Source organism: Mucilaginibacter sp. P2_A5, assembly GCF_056404995.1.
In genome coordinates this window covers 38,311-60,484 of the sequence record NZ_JBFUCY010000032.1, presented here as the reverse complement: position 1 = coordinate 60,484, position 22,174 = coordinate 38,311, and the positions used below count along the sequence as shown (strand labels likewise).

Here is a 22,174-nt window from a genome sequence, read left to right as displayed (position 1 = left end):
CGGAAAAGCATCCCCCTCTCCCATCATCCTCCACCCGCAACAGTATTCAACCGCCTCAACAATTCCTCCCGCGCTGCTTTTGACAATGGAATTTTGGCCGGTTTTATAATTACCTGGTGGTTTTCAATCTTTTCAATTTTGGGAATTGCCACAATGTACGATTTATGGATCCTCAAAAACTGCTCGGCGGGTAGCTTATTTTGTAATTCGGCCAGTGTCATGCGGGTTAGGGTTTGTTTGTTTTGCTCTACGATGCATACATAATTATCCTGACCCTGTATGTACAGTATATCGCCAAACACAATTTGCACCCAGTTATGGCCGTCTTTAACAAATAAACATTTTTGAGGTTGGGTGTTTGGTGGGGCCGGTTGCTGCATCCTGCCATTGGCCAACTGGCAAGCCTGCAAAAAACGGCTGAAGTTTATAGGTTTAAGCAAATAATCGGTAGCAGCCAGGTCGAAACCCTTTAGGGCATGTTCGGCATAGGCGGTGGTAAATATCACCTGCGTTTTATGCTTCACCAGGCCCGCAAACTCCAGGCCCGATATGTCGGGCATATTAATATCCAAAAAAACCAGGTCTGTTGGGGTTGAGTCCAGGTAGGTTAACGCTTCGGTTGCATTTAAAAACACGGTATCCAGTTGTAAATAAGGCACTTTTTGGGCATGTATTTTTAGAATATCCAGCGCAACCGGTTCGTCATCTATGGCAATTGCTTTAATCATTTTTGGGGCAATACTTGGTTAAGCTTATTCGTTAGTTCCTGGTAGTTTAGTCCTTTAGCTATAATAATTCCGTTGGGGTCAATCAAAAAGCTTTGCGGTATGGCGTATATACTGTAAAGTTTAGCCACGCTATTGCTCCAGTGTTTTAAATCCGATACCTGTGTCCATTTTAATTGATCGTCATTAATAGCTTTTATCCAGGCGGCTTTTCCATCGGCAGCATCTAAAGATATACCTAATATAGTAAAATTCCGGTTCCCGAAGTCCTGGTACAGCTGGCGGATGTGCGGATTTTCTGCCCGGCAGGGCCCGCACCATGATGCCCAAAAATCCAGCAATACATATTTCCCCCTGAAAGCTGATAAACTAACTGGCTTGCCTGCAGTATCGTTCTGGGTAAATTCGGGGGCCCTTGTGCCACGAACCAGGTTTTCGCGGTCCGTTAAAAATTTATGGCATTCCCTGCCGAGGGCCGAATTTCTGACATCAGGCGCAAGCTTTTTAAACATCGGGTAAACTATAGCCACATCAGGAAAAGAGCCGCCATACTCCGATAAACTTACCAGCGCCATATAACTCCCGGGATTATCGATAATGAACTTTTTCAGGACAGGCTTTCTGAGCCTGTTTAAGCTATCCAGTTGCGCAGCTAACCTGCGCGAAAGCAGGGTATCCCGGGTGGCTCTTAACTGCACGCTCACAGCAAGTTGCTGATCGGATATCGGTTTTAATAATTGCTGCAATTTTTTATTATCCACGTTAATTGCCGACCCGCTAAACTTTCCGTTTGCAAGCAAGCCTGGTGTATGGAGGTTGATGATGCCCTTATGGAGATAAAGCTTTAACAGGTCAACCTTTGCGCCAGCTTTGGTTTTTTGTACCAGGGCATTCAGGCCTACCCTATCCGGATCGGCAACTAAGGTGGCCGGTAATGGCCGGTCTATCTTGCCGGTAAAAGTATAATTACCCGTTTGCTGATCAAGATCTGCCGAATCAATTATCTTGCGGCCGCCTATCTGCCAGGCTAAAAACAGCCGGGTATGTTTATCCATCCCTTTTGTTTTTACTATGAGCCTGAAGGTGCCGCCTGCATAATTTTGAGCATTGGCTACCAGGTACGATAGCAGCGCTATCATAAAAAGAGTATATTTTTTCATAAGGTATGTGGGTTTATTTATTCAGTTGGAGTTGAAGCGAAACTTCATAATCGGTGCCGGTATTGACGTTTGCAAGTTTATACCTGCCGGGATAAAGCAGTTCGAGGCGTTTAAGCGTGCTTTTAATGCCGGTATTACTCCCTTTTATTTGGCTATTGCCTTTAATTATTTTATTGACCACCTGCAAGGTTAGGCAACCGTTGCTGATGGTTAGCCTGATGTTCACGTTGCTCTGCTCATTCATGCTGATGCCATATTTAAAAGCGTTTTCGATAAAAGTGAGCAGCAGCAGCGGTGCAATTTTCCAGCCGGGTTCGGCAGCGTTGATCTGCACATCAATTATCATATCCTCTTTTCCGGGCATTCTTGCTTTTTGTAAGGCCAGGTAATTGTTAATAAACTGTATTTCCTCTTCCAGCGGAACAAAGTTGGTATGCATGCCGGTTATAGTGTACCGCAAAAGGTCGGATAGCTGATCTATACCATCGGCAGTTACCGGGGCGTTTTCCTTTAATGCTGTGCCATATAAATAGTTGAGGCTGTTAAATAAAAAATGAGGGTTTAGCTGCGATTTTAAAGCATTCAGCTCATTTTCGGCTTGCTGCAGCTGAAGCTCTTTTTTATGCTTTAACTGGTAAAAGTAATCGCGTATTATACCATATACCGTGGCGTAGGCGGCCATTAACAATATAGGCTGTGCCGCAGACCATATACCCGATACTTTCAATGCCTCCGGACGATGCAAGGCCAGCACAATAAAAGAAAGTATACTAATGAGCAAGCCGCCTGCTGCAAACTGGTGCCATTTTAGCTTCGCAAAAAAATACGTGTAATTAATTTCTGCCAAAAGCAGAAACAGCGCCACAACGATGATATCGTACCTGAAATTTCCCTGGAAAAAATACTCCCAGGCGCTTACCGGGGTTTTATCGTCATGAAAAAGATAATTGCCGTTGCGGTTAACATAGTAGATGTAAGGCACAACGGTAAACAGGTTAATGACCACCCACACCATGCCAAAGTGAGCCAGCCAATTGAACAAAATTTTACGGATGCGGAGTTTCATTTGCTTTCTTTTACCTCAAAGTAAACGAACCAAACAGATACCTTATAATTTATGTGGTGAAACACCCCAAATTTGTGGTGAATGGCGATGATATGTGGCTTTGTTTGTGACACCCCACACTTAAGTCATAAACATACGCTTTTGTCAGGGTGATTTAATCTTTCAGTTTAAAACCTTGCGGTTCAATAAGCAGGTATTAATCTTGCATAGTAATTCAAAAAATCAGATATAAATACAAGTCATATGGATCTTCAACTTAACGGCAAGGTTGCTTTGGTAACCGGCTCAACTGCTGGCATCGGCTATGCCATTGCCAAATCATTAGCAGCCGAAGGCGCCCAGGTATACCTCAACGGCCGCGATCAACATAAAGTTGATGCGGTTGTTGATAAACTGATCAACGAAACCGGCAACAAAAACATTAAAGGCATCGCAGCCGACTTTTCGGATAAACAGCAAATTCAAAACCTACTGACGCAATTACCAGAGGTTGACATCCTGGTAAACAACGTAGGCATTTTTGAGCCGAAAGAATTTTCGGCAATTACAGATGAAGACTGGTTTAAATTTTACGAAGTAAATGTGCTGAGCGGCGTTCGTTTATCACGTGCCTATTTTGATAAAATGATTGCCAAAAACTGGGGCCGCATCATTTTTATTTCGAGTGAGTCGGCGCTGCAAATTCCCGCCGAGATGATTCATTACGGAATGACCAAAACGGCACAAATAGCAATTGCCCGCGGATTGGCCGAACTGACCAAGGGTACTGCAGTTACTGTAAATTCGGTATTGCCAGGCCCAACTCTATCTGAAGGTGTTGGCGATTTTATCACTGCCCTGGCCAATGACCAGGGGCTGACGGAAGCCGAAATTGAAAAGGAGTTTTTCACCAGCATGCGGGGCACATCCCTCATCAAACGTTTTATAACCCCCGACGAAATTGCCAACCTGGTAACTTACGTTGCCAGCCCGCTTTCGGCCGCCACCAACGGCGCAACTTTAAGGGCCGACGGTGGGGTTATAAAAACTGCATTTTAATTAGGCTGAATGTCAATAAAAGTGTAATAAAAATACCATAAAAGTTCCCGGATTTCCATGAAAACCCGGGAATTTTTACGGTAAGACTTAACGAATAATTACTGCTTTTTAGAAGTATCTTTTTTGGCGGTGTCGGTTTTAGCGGTATCGGTTGCTGCCGGGGTTGTTGTAGAAGCTGAATCCATTTTTGTACTGTCAGATGCGCTGGCATCTTTAGTTGAACTACATCCTGTTGCAATTGCGGTTATCATGGTTGCGGCTAATGCGAGACTTAAAATTTGCTTTTTCATAGTTATTGATTTAATAGTGTGTGTCGTTTTTAATGAACATAGTTATTAACCCGATAAGTGTTACATTGTTTAAACAAGTTTGCGCATTAGTTGAAAATAGTTATATTTTTTTGTGAAATAAGTTGAAATTAATTGACATTTTTTGTTTCATTATTGAACTATTTCGCCATAAAATTCAGATATTTAAAAATATGGTCGTATCCGAAAGCCTACTAAAGTGGGCAATGCGCATTTACCCTCCCCTCCTTTTCCAACGAATTTGGGTTGTGCAATTTGATAAAGATTTTAAAGGGGTAGAAGTAAAAATCAAAAAGAGTTTTTTAAACAAAAATTACAATAACTCCATTTTTGGCGGTACCATTTTCGCAGCCGCAGATCCGTTTTATCCGCTGTTATTTCACCAGGTGTTTATCAAAAAGGGGTATCGTTTAAGAGTATGGTCAAAATCGTCTACGATACAGTATTTAAAGCCTGGTTCAAGTGATTTGCATTTTAAAATTATCTTAGGCGAGGCTGAAATTGCTGAGGCTGAGGACATATTGAAGAGTACCGGAAAATACACGGGCCACCACCCTATCGACATTTATAATAAAGATGGTGAAATATGTGTTTCATTAATGAATGAGGTTTATGTGCGTAACCTCGATTTTATCGATCAGAATTTATAATTTTAGCTGATGACTACTTTTATGGATGATAAGCCTTTTATTGAAAAAGGCTTTATGATATCAACAGACAAAAAACTGTTGGATATTGAGCTTATATACAGCTATTTAAATAACGACTCCTATTGGGCGCAAGGCATTCCGCGGCAAAAACTTGAAAACGCTATCGAAAACTCTATGTGCTTTGGCGTTTATAGTCATACTACATTTGCCGGGTTTGCGCGGGTTATTACAGATAAAGCCACTTTTGCCTACCTTTGCGATGTATTTATTTTACCCGAATTCAGGAAAAAAGACCTGTCGAAATGGTTAATGCAAACCATCGTTAAACATCCTGATTTACAAGGATTAAGACGTTGGTCGTTAGCTACAGCGGATGCTCATGGCTTATACGCACAGTTTGGATTTTCGCAAATAAGCAAGCCCGAAAACTGGATGGAAATATTTACACCTTATATAAAACCTCAATAATTAGTTTAAGGAACCGGAGCTTATAATGAATATAAAAAAACTGATTTTTGAGGGCGAGAGTGTTAAGCTCGACTTTAAAAAAACGATTACCAGCTGCGAAAAGATAGCCCGTACTATGGTATCGTTTGCCAATAACAAAGGCGGCAAATTATTAATTGGCGTTGCCGACGATGGCACCATAAAAGGCGTAAAATCCGAAGACGAAGAGCGTTACATGATTACGCGGGCCGCCCACATGTTCATCAGGCCTGCACTGGAGCCTACTTTTGAAGAAATTTATGTTGACGATAAAATGGTTTTGGTAGTGGATATCCCAGCCAGCGATCTTAAGCCACATTATGCTCTTGCAGATGATGGTAAATGGTGGGTTTATGTAAGGGTAAAAGATAAAAGTGTATTAGCCAGTAAAATTGTGCTGGAGGTACTTAAAAGGTCGGCAAGTGATCAAGGCGTTTTGATAGCGTATTCAGATAATGAGAAAACCCTTCTCAGCCATCTGGAGAAGTCAAACCGGATAACTATCAAAGAGTGTAGCGAATTGCTGAAAATGGGGCGCAGACGCACACAACGCATCCTGGTTGACCTTATTCTGTCGGGGCTTATTCGCATAAATACAACCGAAAAAGAGGAATATTATACGGCTTGCTAGTTCGCTCTTTGTCGCCTCCAATCGTTACTTTTGCACCCCTGCAAATAAGTAATGAAAGGCATATACTATAAATACCGGCCATTTTATAACGAGAGTTTAAAGCTGGCTATTCCCGTCATGATATCACAACTTGGCCATATTATGGTTCAGATATCAGACTCAATCATCATTGGCCATTTTACAAATAAAGTATCATTAGCCGCGGTTTCGTTGGTAAACAGCCTGTTTATGATACCACTTGTGGTTGGTATGGGGATATCATATGGCTTAACCCCGCTTATCGCTCAAAACAATGCACGCAAGGATTTTAAGGAGTGTGGTTTATTACTATCAAATAGCTTAATGTTAAACCTCCTGACCGGCGTTGTCTTGTTTTCGGCGATATACTTCGGTACGTTGCCGTTAATTGGCCATCTTGGGCAGGCGCCATCAGTTGTAAAAACGGCTACACCTTATCTTTTCCTGCTAAGTTTGTCAATTATTCCGCTGCTTATCTTCAACACATTTAAGCAGTTTGCAGAGGGTTTAGGCTTTACCAAACAGGCCATGAAAATATCTATTTGGGGCAACGTGATCAATATCTGCCTTGGGGTCATATTTGTTAAAGGCTTGTTCGGTATTCATCCTATGGGTATAAAAGGAGTTGGTTACAGCACACTGATTGATCGTTGTGTTATGGCAATTGTAATGTCCTTTTATGTATTCAAATCCCCCATATTTAAAGATTATTTAAAGAGTTTTGCCGTCAAAAATATCGACCGCCTACGTGGTTTGCAAATCTTGAAAATTGGTGCTCCGGTTGCCCTGCAATACATTTTTGAAGTCAGCGCGTTTGGCGGTGCATCTATTTTAATAGGCACCATTGGTGTAAACCAGCAAGCTGCGCATTTGGTTGCCCTGAACCTGGCCTCGGCCACTTATATGATGGCCACCGGCGTGTCCGCCGCCGCTGCCATAAAATCCGGCAATTACTTCGGGACTAATGATCATAAAAATTTGCGGCTTGCGGCTATATCAAATTATCATATCGTATTGATATTGATGAGTATAACGGCAGTTATCTTTACCGTTGGCCGAAATTATTTACCATGGATAATAACATCTGAAAAAGATGTTATTCTTATTGCTTCACAATTACTGATCATTGCTGCCTTCTTTCAGCTATTTGATGGAACTCAGGTAGTTGGCCTGGGCGTACTGCGGGGAATGGGCGATGTAAATATTCCTACACTTATCACTTTCCTGGCTTATTGGGTAGCCGGTTTGCCAGTAGGTTACCTACTTGGCATTAAATTGAAAATGGGCGTTTACGGCGTTTGGTACGGACTTGTATTAGGATTGGCTATCGCTTCTATCCTGCTTTTTTTCAGGTTCAACGTGATCAGCAAACGTCATAAGGACATAACAATACCAATATTGGCAAACGATTAAAAATACAAGTCAATAGCAGCTTTAAAGGTATTGCAATGTGCATCTACAATATCTTTAATCTGTGGCGAGTAACCACCTCCCATGCTTACTTGCACCGGTAAATTATTGCTGATGCATTGTTCAAAAACAAATCTATCGCGTTTTTTACAGCCATCTTTGCTGAGGGATAACTTGCCCAGTTTGTCGGTGCTCAAAATGTCAACACCCGACAGGTAAAAAACAAAGTCCGGTTTATGTGTACTGATTAACTTTGGCAGTGTTTTATGTAAGATATCCAGGTATTCTTCATCTCCAACCCCATCGGCTAATGGAATATCAAGATCAGATCGTTCTTTTCTGAAAGGGAAATTTTTATCACCATGCATCGAAAATGTGAATACCCTGGCTTCTTTTTCAAATATCTGCGCCGTGCCATTGCCCTGGTGAACATCTAAATCAATAATCAAGATAGAGTTTGATAAGTTACTATCTAGTAAATAGTTAGCAGCAATAGCCTGGTCATTCAGCATACAAAACCCTTCGCCCCAGTTTGTACCGGCATGATGTGTGCCACCGGCTACATTAAAAGCAATCCGGTTATTTAAAGCGGCTAAACAACCATCAATAGTTCCTTTAGCGATTCTTACTTCACGCTCAACCAGTTGTGCCGATAAAGGGAAGCCTATTCGCCGCTGTTCTTTTGATGGGAGCGTTAAATCGCGGAGTTGTTTCCAGTAGCCTTTATCATGAGTTTTGATTATAATATCATCCGATAAAAGTCCCGGGGAGAAAATGTCATCGGGTTTAACAAGCCCTTCGTGCACTAACTGTGCCGGAATCAGTTCATACTTCAACATCGGGAAACGATGCCCTTCGGGCAGCGGATGTGCGTATATCGGGTCGTAGGCTATCTTGAACATGGTAATTAACCCAGGATCTCTCCAACGTGTTTCTGGATATTTTCGCAAATATTATCCAGGGGCAGATCATTGGCATCGTATCCAAACGGGTCTTCAATTTCTTCGGCAAGTAACTCAATACTGGCAAAAACAAATAGTACAAAACCAATAATTGGTATAGCAAGATATTTCATCTCAAATGCCCATGTAAATGGAAGCGTCATGATATAAGTAAAGATGAACTTCTTGATAAAAACGTTGTATGAGAACGGTATCGGGGTTTTCCTGATCCGCTCACAGGCACCGCAAATATCTGTAAATGAAGTAATTTCTGTAGTTATGCTAAATAATTGCTCCGGGTTGATATTACCCTGTTTGTTAAGTGCATAAATACGCCCGATAATGGCAGATGCCACCTGGTTAGGCACATGTTTTTCGGCGTCGATAACAATAAAAGCTTGCTCTTCTGATATATAGATATCCCGAAGATGATTCCGTAACACTCTTGCGTACAACGGGATCAGGTAGTTAAAAAACGCCCACTCATCTTTACCTACCAGGAATTTTAGTTTTATTGCCAGGTTACGGCTGCTATTTGTCAGGCTGCCCCATACCTTCCTGCCTTCCCACCAACGGTCATAAGCCGAATTAATCCGGAATGCCAGCAGTAACGATAACACAAATCCTACGGTTTGGTGCACAAAACTTACTTTTTTGAGCAGGCTGCTATCTGGCAGGTGCCAAAAATCTATCAGTAAATAAATAACCACCCCTGCATAGGCGCTAACTGCAATTATCAGTGGCAGAAGTTCACGTAAGGTATCGGCTTTGTTAAGCTTAAAAATAAAAGAAAACCACTCTTTGGGATTGTAATAAACCATATCTCAATAATCTATTTTACAGCTTCGATGGCACTTGCCAGGTGTTTTGCTGTATGATAAACGTCCTGGAAAGAATTATATAATGGCACAGGACTTAAGCGAATCACATCCGGTTCACGCCAGTCGCCAATTACGCCATGATCTGCCAGGTATTTAAAAATCGCTTTGGCATTTTGGTTGCAAACTACCGATAGCTGGCAACCCCGCATAATTTCATCTGCCGGCGTAATGATGTTAAAAACATTACCATTAAGCTCTTTATTAATCTCCCCGATCAAAAACTCCAAATAGCCCGTTAGCGCAACACTTTTCTTGCGAAGGGCATCAATATCACCCACATCGTCAAAAATCGCCATAGAGGCCTTAAATAAAACCAAAAGGATTATGGGGCTGGTGCTCACCTGCCAGCCATCGGCACCTGATGCTGGATCGAAGCCGGGGGCCATCAAAAAGCGTTTATCGGCACGGTAGCCCCACCAACCGGCAAAGCGGTTCATTTCCTTATCTGTAAAATGTTTTTGATGTACAAATATCCCGCTAATGCCTCCGGGGCCGGAATTCATGTATTTATACGAGCACCAGCAGGCAAAATCAGCTCCCCACTCGTGCAACTTCAAAGGCACGTTACCGGCTGCGTGCGCTAAATCGAACCCGGCGTAAGCGCCGGCTTCATGGGCAGCCTCAGCTATAGCCTGTAAATCAAAAAACTGGCCCGTGTAGTAATTAATCCCGCTAAACATCACTAACGCCAATTCATCAGCGTGCTCTTTTATGCAGCTTAAGATATCTTCGGCACGTAAAGTTACTTCGCCCTCACGCGGAAAAATTTCTATAATAGCAGTTTTAGGATCAAGGCCATGAAACTTTACCTGGCTTTCCATGGCGTATTGATCTGATGGAAAAGCTCCGGCTTCCATAATAATCTTAAACCTTTTACTATTTGGTTTATAGAAGCTTACCATCAGTAAATGAAGATTTACTGTAAGTGAATTCATAACAGCAACTTCATTTTCATTTGCACCGACTATAGCAGCCACTGACTTTGCAAGCGGCTTGTGGTACTCCAGCCAGGGATCATTTCCCTGAAACCAACCCTCAACCGCAAGGTTTTGCCAGTTTGCCATTTGATCGGCTACATATTGAGCAGCAGATTTTGGCTGCAAGCCAAGAGAATTACCACAAAGATAAATAGCGTCTCTTCCCCTATGTTTCGGGATCAAAAAACGATCTCTGAACTCTTTCAATGGATCGAGTTCGTCCTGCTGAATTGCAAATGCTAAGCTATTTTGGTAGTTCATCGCCCAATATTACAAAAAGGCTATTTAAAGTGGGTTATTTATTGGGTTTACTCACGTATTTATTGCCTTTTATGTAAAAACGATACGGTAAAAACGCATCTTCCCCCGCATAACTTACGCCAATACGTGGGCCAATGGCAATCTGGTCATCAGTAAAATTAAGTCCACGGTCTTCTATCCAAAGCGTATCGCTTTGCAGGCTTATCGCATTAATATTTCGGGAGATACCTAATGCCTTAGCCACCGAGCCTGGCCCCGCAGTAATAGTGGGCTTAAGTATGGGCATATTGCGCCTAACCTGCATGGCCTCAATGCCTTCGGTAGGGTTTATTGCACGAATAAGTATAGCATGGGGTGTACCCTCAACAGAAGTAACTATGTTAAACATCTCATGAATGCCATAGCATAGGTAAACATAGGCTATACCACCTTGCATAAACATAGTTTTGGTACGAGGGGTTATCCGGTTGCCGTAGGAGTGAGAAGCCTTATCAATAACTCCGTTATAAGCTTCTGTTTCAACAATATAACCACCGGTAGTTACACCGTCTATACAGGTAAACAGGTACTTGCCAAGCAGGTTTTTACTGATGGCAACTACATCATTCCCGAGGTAATAGTACTCATTTAGTTTCATTGTTGATAAAGGATTGGTTTTAATAACGTGTTTATTTCACCGGCTTTATCAAAAATCATAATATGGGTGCCGCCTTTTACAATGGTGGCGCCTTTTATTTTTTTGTAATCGAAAACCAAATCTTTATCGCCGGTAATGTGGTAGGTATTTGGTGGGACAATATCATTTTTCCATGCTAAAATAGCACCCATCGCCCATTCGATAAACACCGGTGAAGTACCTTTCAACATCTCCATGAACACCCTTGCATCATCTTTAGTCATCCCTCCGAACACCGGCCTGATCATAGAACCCATCGAAGTCATTAATTTGCCCGGGACAAGTTTTTGAATCGGCACATTTTTGAAAAAGCTAAAATAGCCTGGCGCCTCATCGCTGGTTTTGATGCTGGATATCAGGATCACCTTTTCCATTGGTAAAACCTTGGCAATTTCTACCGCCAGCATCCCTCCCAGCGAATTGCCGATCAATACCGAATCTGGTTTTATATTATATTGATCGATAAGCTTTTGGGCGTACATAGCTAAAGTATCAGCTTTGCTTGGCTCTATCCAGTTTATCGGGATAACTTCATGGCCGTGCAGGTCGATATTCTTGTAAATCCGGGTGTCGGCACCAAGTCCGGGAATAATATAGATCTTGCTCATTAAAACTTAATCAGCTTTACTATTTGCTCAAGAAACAAAGCATCGGTTTCATCAAACTGATCCAATAATTCGCTATCAACATCCAGCACACCTACTGCTAAATCGTTATTAAATACCGGCACCACAATCTCCGACCGGGAAAGCGAGCTGCATGCAATATGCCCGGGAAACTCCTCAACATTCGGCACTATTAATGTTTTGGCCTGCTCCCATGCCGCGCCGCAAACACCTTTGCCCAATTTAATGCGGGTGCATGCCACAGGCCCCTGGAAAGGGCCTAAAACAAGCTCGTCGTTTTTTACCATGTAAAAACCCACCCAAAACCAATTAAACTGCTCTTTTAAAGCTGCGCTGATATTGGCCAGGTTGGCCACCAAATCAGTTTCGCCATCAAGCAAAGCTGCTATCTGGGGTAGCAACGTGGTGTATTGTTCTGTTTTATCGGTCGATGTGGTTATGTTTAAATCCTCTGCCATAACGCAAAGATGGATAATTTGATAGCAAGTATTTTAGTGAAAAAGTCAATTTTTGCATATTATTTACAATGCAAAAAGCACCGACAATACTACAACTATCAAACACCCATCTTCAAATTTTCAAATCAATTAAATATTCCCTTTCTTCAACTCGTCGGCTGCAAAATTTGCTGCCCGGGCGGTTAACGCCATATAAGTTAAGGATGGATTTTGGCATGCCGACGAAGTCATGGCCGCGCCATCGGTAACAAAAACATTTTTGGCATCCCAAACCTGGTTATGTTCATTTAATACCGATGTTTTAGGATCGCGGCCCATGCGGGCGGTGCCCATTTCGTGAATGCCATCGCCTATGTTATGCCCCCTGTCGCTCGTTTTTACGTTTTTAACGCCGGCACTTTCCAGCATTGCTTTAGCTTCTTTTACAATGTCGATACGCATCTTCATTTCATTTTCCCGGATAACCGCATCCATAGATAAAATTGGCAGCCCCCATTTGTCTTTGCGGGTTTTATCAAGTGTAATTTTGTTATCGTGATACGGCAGCAGTTCGCCAAATCCGCCTATACCTATTTGCCAGTCGCCGGGTTCGGTAATAGCTTCTTTATATTGAGCGCCAATATTCATCTCGGCAATCTCACGGCTCCAGCCGGTACGGCTTGCCGCGCCCTGGTAACCAAAGCCACGCAGGTAATCGCGCTTATCGCCAAATAAATTGGCAAAGCGCACAATATAAATGCCATTGGCACGCCTGCCGTAATAATACTTGTCTTCAAACCCTTCAACCGAGCCTGATGCACCCAAGTTATAATGATGATCCATAACATTATGACCCAGTTCGCCACTGCTACTGCCCAATCCATCGGGCCAGATATCGGTAGCAGAGTTCATCAATACCCATGCACTGTTCAGAGCCGAAGCGTTTACAAACACTACTTTGGCGTAGTACTCATACGTTTGGTTGGTTTCGGCATCCAGCACCTCTACCCCTTTGGCTTTTTGGGTATCTTTATCATATAATATCCTGGTGACTATACTGTATGGCCTTACGGTTAAGTTACCGGTAGCCAAAGCGGCGGGCAATGTTGATGATTGCGTACTAAAATATCCGCCAAAAGGGCATCCCTCCCAGCACCTGTTCCTGAACTGGCATTGGGTGCGGCCAGGTATGGCGGCTGTTAAGTTTGCAGTCCGGCCAATAATCATGTGCCTGGTATCGTTATAATTCTTTTTGAGCCGCGCAGCTACATCTTTCTCAACCCAGTTCATGTCCATCGGTGGTAAAAAATGTCCGTCGGGTAATTGTGGCAATCCTTCTAACGACCCACTTATGCCGGCGAATTTCTCCACGTGGTCATACCATGGCGCCAGGTCTTTATAACGGATAGGCCAGTCAATAGCCCAGCCATCTTTTGCATTGGCTTCAAAGTCAAAATCGCTCCAGCGGTAGCTTTGGCGCCCCCATAAAATAGAGCGGCCACCCATTTGGTATGATCGCCACCAGTTAAACGGCTTAACCTCATGATAAGGCGCTTCCTGCTCATTAACCCAGTAATCCATAATAGCCTCCTGGGCGCCCCAGTTGCGTGAAATTACCGGGCGGGCCTTCCGCTGTTCCTGGGTTACGGATCCGCGATGTTCAAAGTCCCAGGGGTCTTTGGCAGCTGTTTTGTAATCTTTAATGTGATCAAACTTTCCGCCCCGTTCAAGCATAATGGTTTTTAAACCCCTGCCTGTTAATTCTTTAGCCGCCCAGCCGCCGCTGATGCCCGAACCTATAACAATAGCATCATAAGTATTACCGGCTTTAGCGCTGCCGTTTACATTGTTTAATGGCATAATCTCAAATTGGTTATGAGTAAAATAAGAAATGGTTTCTGTATTGGATAAAACAATATTATCAATTAATATTAACTAAAGCAATCGATTGAAATATTTTTTATCTGAACCTGAATGGAGTGCCGGTGCTTTCACGCAGACTTCACATTGAGGCCAAAATTTTCTATTTTTACCGTGTCACATTAGTCTTTTATGCTTCACATCAGCCAACTCTACATATACCCTATCAAATCCCTTGGCGGCATCCCGGTTAATTCGGCCGAAGTTACCTCACGCGGTTTTAAATATGACAGGCGGTGGATGCTGGTTGACGAACAAAACCGCTTTCTTACACAACGTGAGCATCCCCGGATGGCCTTAATAAAAGTAGCTATTGAAGCCGATGGCTTATTGGTTAGCCATCAGTTATATGGTTCGATAAAAGTGCCTTTTATATACAGCTCAGTTGCTAAACAAAGTGTAACCATTTGGGACGACATTACCACCGGCGTGTATATTAGTAATGATATTGATCATTGGTTCAGTACCGTTTTAGGTATAAAATGCCGGCTGATTTACATGCCCGACGACAGTGAACGTGAAGTTGACCAACGCTATGCCCAACCGGGCATGATCACTTCTTTCGCGGATGCCTATCCCTTTTTACTCATCGGCCAGGCTTCACTGGAAGATTTGAATAAACGCCTGCCGGCTGCTTTACCGATGGATAGGTTTAGGCCCAACATTGTTTTTACCGGCGGCGATGCCTTTAGCGAAGACGTAATGAACCATATTACCATCGCCGGCATCAGTTTTTATGGCGCTAAACTTTGCTCACGATGCGTAATGACTACCATCAATCAGCAAACGGGCGTAAAAGCTAAAGAACCGTTGAAAACGCTGGCTACCTATCGCTTAAAAAACAATAAGATCCTTTTTGGGCAAAACCTGGTACACCGGGGCGCGGGGATTGTTGCCGTTGGCGATAACCTTGATGTGTTAAGTACGCATAACGAGGACAGATTTATAATAGAAAAAAAGAAGTCAGTATTATGAAGCCAACCGTCACCATTGAATATTGCCCCAAATGCGGCTGGATGCTACGGGCAGCCTATATAGCCCAGGAGCTGCTTACCACTTTTACTGATGATATTTATGGTGTAACCCTGCACCCAAGCGAAATAAGCGGAAGATATTCTATTTTTATTGATGGCGATGTAATTTTTGACAGAAAAAAAGAGGGGCGTTTTCCTGAAATTAAAGAATTGAAGCAATTGGTGCGTGACAGGGTTAATCCCGAAAAAAACCTTGGACATTCGGATAAAAAATAAAGATTTATCAAAAAATATCGGGGTTTATTGCAATTGTGTATTCAATTAACAGCGCTTTTTTTCAATAAAAAGAAATACAATACATCATATCTCCCCTTTTTCCGTCTTAACATCCATTGATTTTACATATTTTTCTGCAAACTGTAATTTTATTATAACAAAAAAGGTAAATAAGATAGTATCGTTGTACTCTATAGTTTTAGTGGAATATTTTATTTAATATTGTTTAACTTTTTGAGTTTTTATCTTTTAAAATGCTTTCCAAAAAAACAAAGTACGCTATTAAGGCATTGGTGATCCTGGGCAAAAACATAGATCAACCGCCGATGCAAATTTCGAGAATCGCCGAGGCAGAACGAATTCCCAAAAAATTCCTGGAGCAAATCCTGCTCGACCTGCGCAACGCTGGTTTCCTGTATAGTAAAAAAGGGGCAGGTGGCGGCTACAGCCTAAACCGCGATCCGAAAGAGATTTTCCTGGTAAGCATTATGCGCATTACCGATGGCCCCATAGCTATGGTGCCCTGCGCCAGTCTCAACTTTTATCACAAGTGCGATGAGTGCCACCAGGAAACCACCTGTGGTATCCGCGATGTGTTTGTTGATGTGCGGGATGCTACGCTAAAAATCCTGAGCGAGACCAGTATCGCTGACATTATCACCCGCGAGCAGACGCTCATCAACGTGTAATGTCATCATAAAACTGTCAAATAACAGTTTTTTCAATTAAATTCTACCATTTCCCTATACTATGTATATATTTGTGATATAAAACATAATGAGCCCTATTAATACACACACTTATATCCACATGTACTGCTGTTTAACCGGCGACAGGACACGGCTATAATTTGTATTACCCACATACGCCTCTTTAGCCAAAGCCAAAGGGGCTTTTTTATAATTGATTAAAAAAATAGCTTATGCAAAGCTTCAGAACAGAACTGGAGAACCCAATAGTAGAGCAGGATATCATTGACCTGGAAAAAAAGATCAGAGCTTTTCGCGAAGGTAAAATACACGACGAAAAATTCAGGAGCCTTCGTTTGGCCCGTGGCGTATATGGCCAACGCCAGCCAGGTGTACAAATGGTGCGTATTAAGCTGCCATTTGGTAAGATAACCTTTAAGCAACTGCTTAAAATTGCAGATATATCTGACGAGTACGGAAGCCGTAATTTGCACCTTACCACCCGCCAGGACATCCAGATCCATTATGTAAGCCTCGACCGTACACCAGAGCTTTGGGCCAGGCTGGAGCAGGATGACATTACACTGCGCGAAGCCTGTGGCAATACCGTAAGAAATGTTACCGCCTCTCCTACCGCCGGCATCGATCCGTTGGAGCCGTTTGATGTTTCGCCTTATGCACATGCTACTTTTGAGTACTTTTTGCGTAACCCTGTTTGCCAGGAAATGGGCCGTAAATTTAAAATCTCGTTTTCGTCAAGCGATGCCGATACCGCTTTCTCATATATTCATGATATTGGCGCCATTCCTAAAGTAAATGCTAATGGCGAACGTGGCTTCAAGATCCTTTTAGGCGGCGGCTTAGGTGCACAACCTATATTGGCAAGCATTGTAGAAGAGTTTTTACCGGAAGATCAGCTGATCCCTTACATCGAAGCCATCATTCGGGTGTTTGACCGCTATGGCGAACGTAACAACCGTAATAAGGCCCGGATGAAATACCTGATCCAGAAGATTGGATTGGAAGAAGTTTTACGTTTAGCTAAAATTGAAAGGACTGCCATTAAAGTAAAAAGCTATCCTGTTAATCGTGATACCATTGCGTTACCCGCGTTGTCGGCAACGGCCGAATACCCTGATGTAGAAATCAGCAACCCATTCCGCTACGAACAATGGTTGGCTACCAACGTTTTTGAACAAAAGCAAAAAGGTTTTTACGGCGTGTATGTTAAAGTGCCGGTGGGTGACATCCCATCTGATACTGCCCGCGCCCTGGTAAAGGTTTTAGAGCCGTTAGTGGCTAACGAAATCCGCATTACCCAAAACCAGGGTTTACTATTAAAATTTGTACGTAAAGAAGCGTTGCCTGCTTTATATGAAGGTTTAGCTAAGCTGGAGCTTGCAGCGCCTGGCTTTGATACCTTAGCCGATGTTACTACCTGCCCCGGTACCGATACCTGTAACCTGGGCATCAGCAACAGCATGACCATGGCTCGCGTGCTTGAAGATTTAATTTACAATGAATACGAAGAGTTCATTTTTAACCGCGACATCAAAATAAAAATCAGCGGTTGTATGAACTCCTGCGGTCAGCATGGCTTGGCACATATTGGGTTTCATGGCAGTTCGCTTAAGGCTGGTACAAAGGTATTGCCCTCGGTACAGGTAATGCTGGGTGGCGGCACCGTAGGCGATGGTGTAGGCCGTGCGGCCGAAAGAGTAGTTAAAGTACCGTCAAAACGTGCAACCGACGTATTAAGAAAGATCCTTGACGATTACAAAGAGTTTTCGCCGGAGGGTGAAACTTTCCACGCCTATTACGACCGCCAGGGTAAAGATTATTTTTACCGCCTGCTGAAACCGCTTGCAGATTTAACAACCCTTACCGATGATGAATTTGTTGACTGGGGCCACCAGGAAACCTATGTATCTGCTATTGGTGTAGGCGAGTGCGCCGGTGTGGTTATTGATTTGGTTGCTACCCTTCTTTTTGAATCGGAGGAAAAAATGGGCTGGGCAAACGGTTCATTTACCGAAGGTGCATGGTCTGATGCTATTTATCATTCGTATAATGTGTTTATCAGTTCGGCAAAAGCTTTATTGCTTGATAAAGGCACCAACAGCAGCACGCAGGCTGGTATCATTAAAGAATTTGACGCACAGTTTGTGGCAACCGGCGAGTTTGATTTACAGGGAACCTTCAATGATCTGGTATTACAGATTAACCAAAATGAGCCATCGGCCGAGTTTGCTGCGGCATATTTAGCGCAGGCCGAGGAATTTTTAGGAAAAAGCAAAGCGCAAAGAGAGGCATTGGTACAATAATGACTGATAATACAAAACAACCCCAAATAACTTTGGTGGGCGCAGGCCCCGGCGATGCCGACCTGATTACCGTTAAAGCCATTAAAGCGTTAAAAACAGCCGATGTTGTTTTATACGATGCCCTGGTGAACGAGGAATTATTGGGCAATGCGCCCGAAGCTTCGGTGAAGGTATACGTAGGTAAACGCTCCGGCGATCATACTTATTCGCAGGAAGCCGTAAATAAACTGATGGTTGATTATGCCATCAATTACGGGCATGTGGTAAGGTTAAAGGGCGGCGATCCATTTGTATTTGGCCGCGGGTTTGAAGAATTGGATTTTGCCGCGTCTTATGATATCCCAGCCTCGGTGGTCCCTGGTATCTCCAGTTCCATAGCGGTAGCCGAACTACAAAACATCCCGGTAACGCACCGTGGTTTAAGCGAAAGTTTCTGGGTGATTACCGGTACTACAGCAAACGGAAACATCTCTCCTGATTTGTATGATGCTGCCAAAAGCAAGGCAACGGTTGTTGTGCTTATGGGCATCAGTAAATTGGTCGCGATTACCGAAATATTTAAAAGTGAAGGAAAAAGCAAGCTGCCGGTAGCAGTAATTCAAAGCGGCACTACCGCAGACGAAAAAGTTGCCATTGCAACCGTTAATACCATTGTTGACGCGGTTAAGGAAAATAACATCAGTTCGCCGGCTATTATAGTGCTGGGCGAAGTGGTTTCATTGCACCCAAAATTTCAGTTGATTAAAGAAATTTATGACGTTGTTGCCAAAGGATAAAAGCTTAAATAAGATTGAGCACGAAGATATCGGCGGAAACCAATTGTTCCCTGTATTTTTGAAGCTGAATACCCTGCATACGGTATTGGTGGGTGGCGGCAATGTGGGCCTCGAAAAGCTAACAGCTATTTTAAACAATAGCCAGCTGGCAAGAGTAACCGTAATATCAAAAACATTTTTGCCAGAGATTCATGAACTTACCGCACGGCATAAGGGGTTAAACATTGTTCAGAAATCATTTACCGACAACGACCTGGATGCTGCCGAGGTGGTAATTGCTGCTACCAATGATAGCGAACTTAACAAGTATGTGCGTCAATCGGCACATGACCGCAAACTGCTCATCAACGTGGCCGATAAGCCCGAACTTTGTGATTTTTATTTAGGTTCGATAGTGAAAAAGGGCGATCTGAAACTGGCCATATCAACCAACGGTAAATCGCCCACAGTAGCCAAACGTTTAAAAGAAGTTTTAAACGAAAGCCTGCCCGATGAGCTGGATGCCACCCTTCAGCAAATGAGCGAGCTACGGAACACTTTAAGCGGCGATTTTGCTGATAAAGTTAAACAACTGAATGATGTAACTTCAGTATTGGTTAAGCCAAAATCGGTTGTCATCAAAAATTTTATCTGGCTTATCTGGTTAACCATTATTGCTTCATTAGCTATTGTTATAACCGCTTTATACTTCAAGGAGCCGGCTTTTAAAACCTTTGTGGAAGGTGTGAACCCACAATTCTATTACTTTTTAGGTGCAGGGTTTGTGTTCGCAATGATAGATGGAGCCATCGGTATGTCGTATGGTGTTACATCAACCACATTTTCCCTTTCTATGGGTATCCCTCCTGCTTCGGCAAGTATGGGCGTCCACCTGTCCGAGATCATGAGCTGCGGTATTGCCGGATGGATGCATTACCGTATGGGCAATATCAACTGGAAGTTGTTTAAGCTATTGGTGATTCCGGGTATTATCGGTGCTGTTACCGGCGCTTATCTTTTATCGTCGCTTGAGCATTACAGTATGTACACCAAACCCGTAGTATCCGTATATACCTTAATACTGGGCATTGTAATACTATCTAAAGCGTTTAATGTAAAACGTAAAAAATCAGCAGATAAGGTAAAACGGATCTCGTTACTGGGCTTAGGCGGCGGCTTTATCGATGCGGTTGGCGGCGGCGGCTGGGGTTCAATCGTGTTATCTACTTTAATTGCAGGTGGCCGCAGCCCGATATTTTCTTTAGGTACTGTAAAGTTATCGCGTTTTTTTATAGCACTGATGGGCTCCATTACTTTCATTGCCATGGTAAGCAGCGATCATTGGCAGGCCGTAGCTGGTTTAATACTGGGCAGCGCGTTAGCAGCGCCAATAGCGGCAAAAATTTCAAATAAAATTTCAACAAAAACCATCATGGTGTCAGTAGGCATTATTGTGATTTTGGTAAGTATTAAATCAATTGTCGCCTTTATTACAAAGGTTATCTGATATGGACCAAACATTTGAACATATAAATAAGATTACATCAGGCATTGGCCCTGTTGAAGCGCTGACTAAGCTGGCTGAGCTTTATCCCGGCGAGATTGTATTTTCGACCAGTTTTGGATGGGAAGACCAGGTGATCAGTCACATGATCTTCGCCAATAAGCTTCCAATCAAAGTATTTACTTTAGAAACAGGCAGGCTTTTCCGCGAAACCTATTCGGTTTGGGCCAGCACTATGGACAGGTATAAACAACCTATTCACGCCTACTACCCTAACCACGAACTATTGGAGCAAATGGTAAACGCTAAAGGCCCAAACAGCTTCTATGAGTCGGTAGAGAACCGGAAAGAATGCTGCGGCATCCGTAAAATAGAGCCGCTTAAACGCGCTTTAAAAGGCAATAAGGTGTGGATTACCGGTATCCGTGCCGATCAATCGGCCAACCGCCACGATATGCACGATGTGGAGTACGACGAACAAAACCAACTGGTAAAATATCACCCTATTTTCCATTGGACGCTGGATGACGTAAAAGCCTACGTTAAACAATACAATATCCCTTACAATTCCCTGCATGATAAAGGCTTCCCGAGCATAGGCTGTATGCCATGCACCCGCGCTGTTGCCGAAGGCGAAGATTTCCGCGCCGGTCGCTGGTGGTGGGAAGATCAATCCAAAAAAGAATGCGGGTTGCATGAGGTGACTGCAAAATAAAACAAGCCCTGATAATAATATACTTACGCCAATCGGTCAGATGACAGGTTGGCTTTTTGTTTGCTTTGTTTTAACTAATAGAACGTTTACCTTTAAACATTCTTGTAAAACCATGAAACTGATTAAAATATTATACCTATTCGGGTTGTTCAATTTTGGGAATAGGTCGCACCTGCCCCATGCTAATATTCAAAAGGCGCAGCAATCGAAAACCTTTCCCGAATCGTTGAATACGGCCGTTTTTACAACAAAATTTGTTATAGCAGATCATCATGATATTACAGTTGTGAGACGTGAGGCGGAAGATGGTGCACTAATGTTTTTTAGCGCAGACAAATATGAAAATTATGAAAGTGTTGCCAAAATAGTAGGTCTTGGCCAGTTGATAAAAATCGACAATACTATTCTGCAATTAAGCGATTTAAAAAGAGGGTACTATGCTCATCGTAAATCCAAAAAAGATGCATGGATAACAGAAAAAATAAGGCCTTAATGTACAAGGGCAGGATCTTTTAATGCTGATTATTCATAAATAACACTAACGGCTAAAGAAATAGAAAAATTATAAACAAAACCGTTATGAAAGTTCAAAAACAGCCTATGTTATAGCATGCGATCTCAATGATAGAGCCCGTCCTTATTAAAGTACGGGCTCCGTTGTTTGTTTACTTTGGCCTTTTTTATAAATTGTCATAGCTTTGATAAAACCGGGCTTTATAAGTAAAC

At 42.9% G+C, this 22,174-nt stretch carries 24 protein-coding genes; 13 read left to right on the top strand and 11 right to left on the bottom strand.

The window, feature by feature from the left end; genetic code table 11:
* Nucleotides 1-23: 23 nt before the first annotated feature.
* Genes AC1DXF_RS23590 through AC1DXF_RS23580 form a run of 3 tightly spaced genes read right to left on the bottom strand, consistent with a single transcriptional unit; the run spans nucleotide 24 to nucleotide 2,951 of the window.
* A complete protein-coding gene (locus AC1DXF_RS23590; protein ID WP_477451160.1) occupies nucleotides 24-728 on the bottom strand; it encodes a LytR/AlgR family response regulator transcription factor in 705 nt (234 codons plus the stop codon).
* Nucleotides 725-1,885 carry a redoxin domain-containing protein gene (locus AC1DXF_RS23585; protein ID WP_477451159.1) on the bottom strand — a complete coding sequence of 387 codons (1,161 nt, stop codon included), beginning with the start codon at nucleotides 1,883-1,885 and terminating at the stop codon, nucleotides 725-727. Before AC1DXF_RS23585 ends, AC1DXF_RS23590 begins: the two co-directional genes overlap by 4 nt.
* A 13-nt stretch (nucleotides 1,886-1,898) precedes the next feature.
* Nucleotides 1,899-2,951, bottom strand: coding sequence for a sensor histidine kinase (locus AC1DXF_RS23580; RefSeq protein ID WP_477451158.1), 1,053 nt, complete (start codon nucleotides 2,949-2,951; stop codon nucleotides 1,899-1,901).
* A 243-nt stretch (nucleotides 2,952-3,194) separates the two neighbouring features.
* Here AC1DXF_RS23580 and AC1DXF_RS23575 point away from each other — a divergent pair, with 243 nt between their 5' ends.
* The gene (locus tag AC1DXF_RS23575; protein WP_477451157.1) at nucleotides 3,195-3,989 is read left to right on the top strand and encodes an SDR family NAD(P)-dependent oxidoreductase; all 795 of its coding nucleotides are present in this window, start codon (nucleotides 3,195-3,197) and stop codon (nucleotides 3,987-3,989) included.
* A 98-nt stretch (nucleotides 3,990-4,087) separates the two neighbouring features.
* Here the strand turns inward: AC1DXF_RS23575 and AC1DXF_RS23570 are convergent, their stop codons facing one another.
* Nucleotides 4,088-4,279, bottom strand: coding sequence for a coproporphyrinogen III oxidase (locus tag AC1DXF_RS23570; RefSeq protein ID WP_477451156.1), 192 nt, complete (start codon nucleotides 4,277-4,279; stop codon nucleotides 4,088-4,090).
* Nucleotides 4,280-4,470: 191 nt separating this feature from the next.
* Here AC1DXF_RS23570 and AC1DXF_RS23565 point away from each other — a divergent pair, with 191 nt between their 5' ends.
* Genes AC1DXF_RS23565 through AC1DXF_RS23550 form a run of 4 tightly spaced genes read left to right on the top strand, consistent with a single transcriptional unit; the run spans nucleotide 4,471 to nucleotide 7,495 of the window.
* Complete coding sequence (locus AC1DXF_RS23565) at nucleotides 4,471-4,947, top strand: DUF4442 domain-containing protein (protein WP_477451155.1); 477 nt, start codon at nucleotides 4,471-4,473, stop codon at nucleotides 4,945-4,947.
* A gap of 9 nt (nucleotides 4,948-4,956) precedes the next feature.
* Nucleotides 4,957-5,415: a GNAT family N-acetyltransferase gene (locus tag AC1DXF_RS23560; protein ID WP_477451154.1), complete on the top strand. Its 459-nt coding sequence runs from the start codon at nucleotides 4,957-4,959 to the stop codon at nucleotides 5,413-5,415.
* 25 nt (nucleotides 5,416-5,440) lie between these two features.
* Complete coding sequence (locus tag AC1DXF_RS23555; protein WP_477451152.1) at nucleotides 5,441-6,064, top strand: AlbA family DNA-binding domain-containing protein; 624 nt, start codon at nucleotides 5,441-5,443, stop codon at nucleotides 6,062-6,064.
* Nucleotides 6,065-6,115: 51 nt separating this feature from the next.
* On the top strand, nucleotides 6,116-7,495 hold the full coding sequence (locus AC1DXF_RS23550; protein ID WP_477451151.1) for an MATE family efflux transporter: 1,380 nt from the start codon (nucleotides 6,116-6,118) through the stop codon (nucleotides 7,493-7,495).
* Here AC1DXF_RS23550 and AC1DXF_RS23545 read toward each other — a convergent pair.
* The 7 genes from AC1DXF_RS23545 to AC1DXF_RS23515 form a co-directional block, all read right to left on the bottom strand.
* On the bottom strand, nucleotides 7,492-8,394 hold the full coding sequence (locus AC1DXF_RS23545) for a histone deacetylase family protein (RefSeq protein WP_477451150.1): 903 nt from the start codon (nucleotides 8,392-8,394) through the stop codon (nucleotides 7,492-7,494). The genes AC1DXF_RS23550 and AC1DXF_RS23545 overlap by 4 nt on opposite strands.
* Before the next feature lie 5 nt (nucleotides 8,395-8,399).
* Nucleotides 8,400-9,254 (bottom strand): bestrophin family protein, encoded by an 855-nt coding sequence (locus AC1DXF_RS23540; protein WP_477451149.1) that lies wholly within the window; start codon nucleotides 9,252-9,254, stop codon nucleotides 8,400-8,402.
* Nucleotides 9,255-9,265: 11 nt separating this feature from the next.
* Nucleotides 9,266-10,552, bottom strand: coding sequence for a kynureninase (gene kynU / locus AC1DXF_RS23535; RefSeq protein ID WP_477451148.1), 1,287 nt, complete (start codon nucleotides 10,550-10,552; stop codon nucleotides 9,266-9,268).
* A gap of 34 nt (nucleotides 10,553-10,586) precedes the next feature.
* Nucleotides 10,587-11,189: a DNA-3-methyladenine glycosylase gene (locus AC1DXF_RS23530; RefSeq protein WP_477451147.1), complete on the bottom strand. Its 603-nt coding sequence runs from the start codon at nucleotides 11,187-11,189 to the stop codon at nucleotides 10,587-10,589.
* Nucleotides 11,186-11,836, bottom strand: coding sequence for an alpha/beta hydrolase (locus tag AC1DXF_RS23525; protein ID WP_477451146.1), 651 nt, complete (start codon nucleotides 11,834-11,836; stop codon nucleotides 11,186-11,188). The genes AC1DXF_RS23530 and AC1DXF_RS23525 overlap by 4 nt, the downstream gene beginning before the upstream one ends.
* Nucleotides 11,836-12,312, bottom strand: a complete 477-nt coding sequence (locus AC1DXF_RS23520; RefSeq protein ID WP_477451145.1) for a GAF domain-containing protein — start codon at nucleotides 12,310-12,312, stop codon at nucleotides 11,836-11,838. The genes AC1DXF_RS23525 and AC1DXF_RS23520 overlap by 1 nt, the downstream gene beginning before the upstream one ends.
* A 129-nt stretch (nucleotides 12,313-12,441) precedes the next feature.
* A complete protein-coding gene (locus AC1DXF_RS23515; protein ID WP_477451144.1) occupies nucleotides 12,442-14,151 on the bottom strand; it encodes a GMC oxidoreductase in 1,710 nt (569 codons plus the stop codon).
* 192 nt (nucleotides 14,152-14,343) lie between these two features.
* Between AC1DXF_RS23515 and AC1DXF_RS23510 the strand changes: the two genes are divergently transcribed.
* From AC1DXF_RS23510 to AC1DXF_RS23475, 8 genes are all read left to right on the top strand, one after another.
* On the top strand, nucleotides 14,344-15,186 hold the full coding sequence (locus AC1DXF_RS23510; RefSeq protein ID WP_477451143.1) for an MOSC domain-containing protein: 843 nt from the start codon (nucleotides 14,344-14,346) through the stop codon (nucleotides 15,184-15,186).
* Nucleotides 15,183-15,461, top strand: a complete 279-nt coding sequence (locus AC1DXF_RS23505; protein WP_477451142.1) for an Rdx family protein — start codon at nucleotides 15,183-15,185, stop codon at nucleotides 15,459-15,461. The genes AC1DXF_RS23510 and AC1DXF_RS23505 overlap by 4 nt, the downstream gene beginning before the upstream one ends.
* A gap of 254 nt (nucleotides 15,462-15,715) precedes the next feature.
* Nucleotides 15,716-16,150: an RrF2 family transcriptional regulator gene (locus tag AC1DXF_RS23500; protein ID WP_477451141.1), complete on the top strand. Its 435-nt coding sequence runs from the start codon at nucleotides 15,716-15,718 to the stop codon at nucleotides 16,148-16,150.
* Between the two features lie 233 nt (nucleotides 16,151-16,383).
* Entirely contained in the window at nucleotides 16,384-18,474 is a 2,091-nt protein-coding gene (locus tag AC1DXF_RS23495) for a nitrite reductase (RefSeq protein ID WP_477451140.1), read from the top strand.
* Nucleotides 18,474-19,250: a uroporphyrinogen-III C-methyltransferase gene (cobA, locus tag AC1DXF_RS23490; RefSeq protein WP_477451139.1), complete on the top strand. Its 777-nt coding sequence runs from the start codon at nucleotides 18,474-18,476 to the stop codon at nucleotides 19,248-19,250. Before AC1DXF_RS23495 ends, cobA begins: the two co-directional genes overlap by 1 nt.
* A complete protein-coding gene (locus AC1DXF_RS23485; RefSeq protein ID WP_477451138.1) occupies nucleotides 19,228-20,736 on the top strand; it encodes a TSUP family transporter in 1,509 nt (502 codons plus the stop codon). Before cobA ends, AC1DXF_RS23485 begins: the two co-directional genes overlap by 23 nt.
* 1 nt (nucleotide 20,737) lies before the next feature.
* Complete coding sequence (locus AC1DXF_RS23480) at nucleotides 20,738-21,448, top strand: phosphoadenylyl-sulfate reductase (protein WP_477451137.1); 711 nt, start codon at nucleotides 20,738-20,740, stop codon at nucleotides 21,446-21,448.
* A 112-nt stretch (nucleotides 21,449-21,560) separates the two neighbouring features.
* On the top strand, nucleotides 21,561-21,941 hold the full coding sequence (locus tag AC1DXF_RS23475) for a hypothetical protein (RefSeq protein ID WP_477451136.1): 381 nt from the start codon (nucleotides 21,561-21,563) through the stop codon (nucleotides 21,939-21,941).
* The last annotated feature ends 233 nt before the right edge of the window (nucleotides 21,942-22,174 follow it).

Bases quoted from the DNA above. Each gene is read 5' to 3' on its own strand.
- AC1DXF_RS23550 (WP_477451151.1), top strand. From the start codon at position 6,116: ATGAAAGGCATATACTATAAATACCGGCCATTTTATAACGAGAGTTTA.
- AC1DXF_RS23580 (WP_477451158.1), bottom strand. From the start codon at position 2,951: ATGAAACTCCGCATCCGTAAAATTTTGTTCAATTGGCTGGCTCACTTT.
- AC1DXF_RS23510 (WP_477451143.1), top strand. From the start codon at position 14,344: ATGCTTCACATCAGCCAACTCTACATATACCCTATCAAATCCCTTGGC.
- AC1DXF_RS23570 (WP_477451156.1), bottom strand. From the start codon at position 4,279: ATGAAAAAGCAAATTTTAAGTCTCGCATTAGCCGCAACCATGATAACC.
- AC1DXF_RS23560 (WP_477451154.1), top strand. From the start codon at position 4,957: ATGACTACTTTTATGGATGATAAGCCTTTTATTGAAAAAGGCTTTATG.
- AC1DXF_RS23530 (WP_477451147.1), bottom strand. From the start codon at position 11,189: ATGAAACTAAATGAGTACTATTACCTCGGGAATGATGTAGTTGCCATC.
- AC1DXF_RS23485 (WP_477451138.1), top strand. From the start codon at position 19,228: ATGACGTTGTTGCCAAAGGATAAAAGCTTAAATAAGATTGAGCACGAA.
- cobA (WP_477451139.1), top strand. From the start codon at position 18,474: ATGACTGATAATACAAAACAACCCCAAATAACTTTGGTGGGCGCAGGC.
- AC1DXF_RS23555 (WP_477451152.1), top strand. From the start codon at position 5,441: ATGAATATAAAAAAACTGATTTTTGAGGGCGAGAGTGTTAAGCTCGAC.
- AC1DXF_RS23585 (WP_477451159.1), bottom strand. From the start codon at position 1,885: ATGAAAAAATATACTCTTTTTATGATAGCGCTGCTATCGTACCTGGTA.
- AC1DXF_RS23515 (WP_477451144.1), bottom strand. From the start codon at position 14,151: ATGCCATTAAACAATGTAAACGGCAGCGCTAAAGCCGGTAATACTTAT.
- AC1DXF_RS23575 (WP_477451157.1), top strand. From the start codon at position 3,195: ATGGATCTTCAACTTAACGGCAAGGTTGCTTTGGTAACCGGCTCAACT.
- AC1DXF_RS23495 (WP_477451140.1), top strand. From the start codon at position 16,384: ATGCAAAGCTTCAGAACAGAACTGGAGAACCCAATAGTAGAGCAGGAT.
- AC1DXF_RS23525 (WP_477451146.1), bottom strand. From the start codon at position 11,836: ATGAGCAAGATCTATATTATTCCCGGACTTGGTGCCGACACCCGGATT.
- AC1DXF_RS23505 (WP_477451142.1), top strand. From the start codon at position 15,183: ATGAAGCCAACCGTCACCATTGAATATTGCCCCAAATGCGGCTGGATG.
- AC1DXF_RS23590 (WP_477451160.1), bottom strand. From the start codon at position 728: ATGATTAAAGCAATTGCCATAGATGACGAACCGGTTGCGCTGGATATT.
- kynU (WP_477451148.1), bottom strand. From the start codon at position 10,552: ATGAACTACCAAAATAGCTTAGCATTTGCAATTCAGCAGGACGAACTC.
- AC1DXF_RS23565 (WP_477451155.1), top strand. From the start codon at position 4,471: ATGGTCGTATCCGAAAGCCTACTAAAGTGGGCAATGCGCATTTACCCT.
- AC1DXF_RS23500 (WP_477451141.1), top strand. From the start codon at position 15,716: ATGCTTTCCAAAAAAACAAAGTACGCTATTAAGGCATTGGTGATCCTG.
- AC1DXF_RS23545 (WP_477451150.1), bottom strand. From the start codon at position 8,394: ATGTTCAAGATAGCCTACGACCCGATATACGCACATCCGCTGCCCGAA.
- AC1DXF_RS23480 (WP_477451137.1), top strand. From the start codon at position 20,738: ATGGACCAAACATTTGAACATATAAATAAGATTACATCAGGCATTGGC.
- AC1DXF_RS23540 (WP_477451149.1), bottom strand. From the start codon at position 9,254: ATGGTTTATTACAATCCCAAAGAGTGGTTTTCTTTTATTTTTAAGCTT.
- AC1DXF_RS23520 (WP_477451145.1), bottom strand. From the start codon at position 12,312: ATGGCAGAGGATTTAAACATAACCACATCGACCGATAAAACAGAACAA.
- AC1DXF_RS23475 (WP_477451136.1), top strand. From the start codon at position 21,561: ATGAAACTGATTAAAATATTATACCTATTCGGGTTGTTCAATTTTGGG.